The sequence below is a fragment of the Bradyrhizobium sp. PRIMUS42 genome (genome assembly GCF_023006515.1).
Taxonomy (GTDB): Bacteria; Pseudomonadota; Alphaproteobacteria; order Rhizobiales; family Xanthobacteraceae; genus Bradyrhizobium.
This window is the reverse complement of sequence record NZ_JALBGZ010000663.1, coordinates 1-3479: the sequence shown is the minus strand read 5'-3', so window position 1 is coordinate 3479 and position 3479 is coordinate 1. Positions and strand designations below refer to the sequence as shown.

Below are 3479 nucleotides of genomic sequence, written 5' to 3'. Positions count from 1 at the left end.
GGATGCTGCCGACGTCGTCCTTGACGAGGTCGGCGCCGGTGTAGATCGCGGCAACGCCGGGCATCGCGGCGGCCGCGCTGGTGTCGATCGAGGCGATCTTCGCGTGGGCGTGCGGCGAGCGCAGCACGTGCAACCACAACGCGCCATCCTGCGGCTTGTCGTCGATGAACTGTCCCTTCCCGGTGAGCAGCCGCTGGTCTTCCAAACGCTTGACGGGCTGCCCCGCTCCGAAACGCAAATTGCCGGGAAGAATGTTCATTCCGCTCTATCCTTGAAATCCGGAAAACGACCGCGGGGGTTTTAGCCGATTTTACGGGCTAGACAACCGAGCCGCGGCACATCTGCAATGCGTACCATGCCTCTTGGCCGGGCAGATTACCGGGGTCAGGAACGCTCGATGTCGATGATGGCCACACTCACGTCGCGGCTGTCCGAGCCGCGCTTGACCGTGAGCCGAACGGTCTTCCCTGCACCGGCCTGCTCCAGGGCATCGGTCAGGTCGGAGAGTCGCCGCACCGGCTTGCCTTCGACCCCAGTGATGATGTCTCCGACCGCGCCGGTCGTCATGTTGACACCGCGAATCCCGGCCCGCTCGGCAGGGCTGCCGGGAGCCGTCCGCACCACGATCACCCCTTCGACGCCAAGTCGCGTCGAGACATCTTCGCCGGCGGCCACGATGCCGATGCCGGGTGTCGGCACCCGGCCGTTGCGGATGAGCTCGGGGACAATCCGGTTCACGACATCGACCGGCACTGCAAAACCGATGCCGGCGTTCGAACCCGACGGCGATATGATCGCCGTCGTGACGCCGATCAGCCGGCCGGCGGAATCCAGCAACGGTCCGCCCGAATTGCCCGGGTTGATCGCGGCATCCGTCTGGATGACGTTGGCAATCTCCCGGCCGCCATGGGTCGGAAGCCTGCGCTTGAGCGCGCTGATGATGCCGCTCGTCATCGATTGATCCAGTCCGAAGGGATTGCCGATCGCAAACGCGGACTGCCCGACCTTCAGGTCGTTCGAGCTGCCAAGAGCCACCGGCGGCGGAAGCTCGCGCACGCTGCGGATCCGCAGCACTGCAAGATCGTAATTGGGGGCGGTGCCGACAAGGTCGACCTCAGCCACCTCTCCTGACGCAAAGCGCACGGCGATCTCGCCGCCATTGGCCACGACGTGATTGTTCGTCACGAGGTGCCCCTCGCGGTCCCAGACGAATCCCGTGCCGGACGCGCCGCCCTGCCCCTCCTCGCCCATGAGAGGACTGGCCGTCGATTTCACCGCCACCTGGACAACCGAAGGCGACACGCGTTCGAAGATGTCGATGGTCGCCTTTTCGCCATCGGACAGCGGCCCGCGCTGCTCGACCGCACGTGCGGAGGATGCCGCCCATGGAACATGCAGGACCGGAACATGCAAAATCTTCGCTGCAGTGACGGCGAGCAGCAGGGCCGCAAAGGCTGCCGCGCCGATGGCGTAGCGACGATTCATCGGTGATCACCGCGATGCGTGCTGAAAGCAGAGTTCGGAATGCACATGCATGAGATGTCGGACCTCGCTCACGCAGCAACGTCGCAGACCCCTGGAAGTTTCCTGATCGAGTCAGATAGGGCCCCGTTTGGCTTTCCGCAGGGCGTTCAGGGACATATTGCCGCGTGACACACGGCTACGCGACCTCGTGCAACGCCGCTTCTACCGCCTTGCGCGCCTCGGCCGTCAATGGAGCCTGCGGCGGGACGGGATCGCCGACCTCATAGCCCTGGATCGCGAGCCCCGCCTTGATGCAGGCGGCGAGGTTGAAGCGGGCGAAGGCCTCGTTGATGCGCCACAGCCGGCGCTGCAGCGCCATGGCCTCGTCCCAGCGTCCGGCCTTGCAGAGGTCGTAGAGCGCGACGCTCTGGCGCGGGATGATGCAGGCCGGGCCCGCCATCCAGCCGAGGCCACCGATCAGCATCACCGCAGCCGGGATATGGGCGGAAGCCGAGAACACCCGCAAGGAATCGCCACAACGGTTCATGATCGAGAGCAGCCGGCCCGTGTTGGTCGAGGCGTCCTTGATGTAGCCGATGCGCGGATGCTCGGCGAGGCGTGCGATGATGTCGAGGGTGAGATCGGAGCGCTGGAATTGCGGATTGGTGTAGATGACGACGGGAATGTCGACGGCATCCGCGATGGCGCGGAAGTAGGATTCGACCTGGGCGTCATTGAGCGGAAAATAGGCCTCCAGGATCGCCAAAATGCCGTCGGCGCCGAGCTTTTGGTACGCCCTCGCCTGCGCCACCGCATCCGCCGTCGAGGTCGAGGCGACGCCAGCCACGACAGGCACGCGGCCGTTCGCGGCCTCGATCGTGGTCTGCACGATCGCGCTGCGCTGAGCGGCATTGAGATAGGCGAATTCGCCGGTCGAGCCGAGCGGCGTCAGGCCATGGACACCGGCGCCGATCAGATCGCCGCAGAGCTTGCCGAGGACATCGGTGCGCACGATGCCATCGGCATCGACGGGCGAGACGAGATAGGGAAAGACGCCGTGGAATTCGGACATGTCGGTGATGACCCCGGAGCGCTGGTTTGCGCCTGACCGGTCTTACCAACGCTCGTGCTCGCGATCAAACCCTGAGCAGCCGCACGCGCGTGCCCCAGGGGTCGGCGGCCTCCACGCCGTTGGCGAGCGTTGTCAGGCGCACGCCGCCCTTGCGCAGGCGCTCCTCCTGCGCGGCGAGAATGTCCGGCTTCTCCGTCACCAGCGAGAACCAGGCAAGGCCGGTCATCTGATCGTCGCGCTGGCCCGCGCCCTGGCTCTGCCAGACGTTCATGCCGAGGTGATGATGATAGCGGCCCGACGACAGGAACGCGGCGCCGCTGCGGCTGCGGGTCGGATCGAGGCCGATGTTGCCATGATAGAAGTTTCCGGCCTGCGCAAGATCGCCGACACGCAGATGCATGTGGCCGATGCGCAGTCCATCCGGCGCTTTGGCATAATCAGGCACGCGCGTATTGGTCAGCGACAGCAAATCGGGGATGTTGAGCTCGTCGCTCGCCATCTTCACGCTGCCCTCGCTCCACTGCCATTGCGAGGGATCGCGGTCGGCATAGACCTCGATGCCGTTACCCTCGGGGTCGTCGAGATAAACGGACTCGCTGACGAGATGGTCGGCAAAGCCCGACAGCTTCACGCGGTGCGAGGCGGCGTGAACCAGCCAGCGCGCCAGGTCCTTGCGCGTCGGCATCAGGAAGGCGGTGTGATAGAGGCCGGCGGCGTTGCGCGGCTCGATTGCCGCATCGGGACGGGCTTCCAGCACCAGCAGCGTGATGCCTGATGTGCCGAGCCTGGCGGCGGCTGGCGAGCGCTCCATCACGGTGAGCCCGATCACGTCGCGGTAGTAATCCGCAACCTTGTCGAGATTCTTCACCCGGAGCGTCACCATGCCGAACCGCATCGGCGTACGGCTGGCATAGGTCGGCCCGCCGCCCTGCGGAGCGCCCTC

At 65.7% G+C, this 3479-nt stretch carries 3 protein-coding genes and 1 pseudogene; all 4 read right to left on the bottom strand.

The genetic code is table 11. From position 1 onward, the window contains the following. Positions 1 to 259, bottom strand: a pseudogene (locus MOV75_RS31430) (xanthine dehydrogenase family protein molybdopterin-binding subunit); the annotation flags it as partial. Between the two features lie 125 nt (positions 260 to 384). Next, positions 385 to 1485, bottom strand: a complete 1101-nt coding sequence (locus MOV75_RS31425) for a S1C family serine protease (RefSeq protein ID WP_246931363.1) — start codon at positions 1483 to 1485, stop codon at positions 385 to 387. A gap of 175 nt (positions 1486 to 1660) precedes the next feature. Beyond that, positions 1661 to 2536, bottom strand: coding sequence for a dihydrodipicolinate synthase family protein (locus MOV75_RS31420; RefSeq protein ID WP_247007259.1), 876 nt, complete (start codon positions 2534 to 2536; stop codon positions 1661 to 1663). A gap of 64 nt (positions 2537 to 2600) precedes the next feature. Beyond that, positions 2601 to 3479, bottom strand: an 879-nt coding sequence (locus MOV75_RS31415) for a VOC family protein (RefSeq protein WP_247007258.1), incomplete at its 5' end; no start/stop codon positions are given.

Excerpts from the sequence above, each read along its gene's own strand:
- MOV75_RS31425 (WP_246931363.1), bottom strand. The coding sequence starts at position 1,485 with ATGAATCGTCGCTACGCCATCGGCGCGGCAGCCTTTGCGGCCCTGCTG.
- MOV75_RS31420 (WP_247007259.1), bottom strand. The coding sequence starts at position 2,536 with ATGTCCGAATTCCACGGCGTCTTTCCCTATCTCGTCTCGCCCGTCGAT.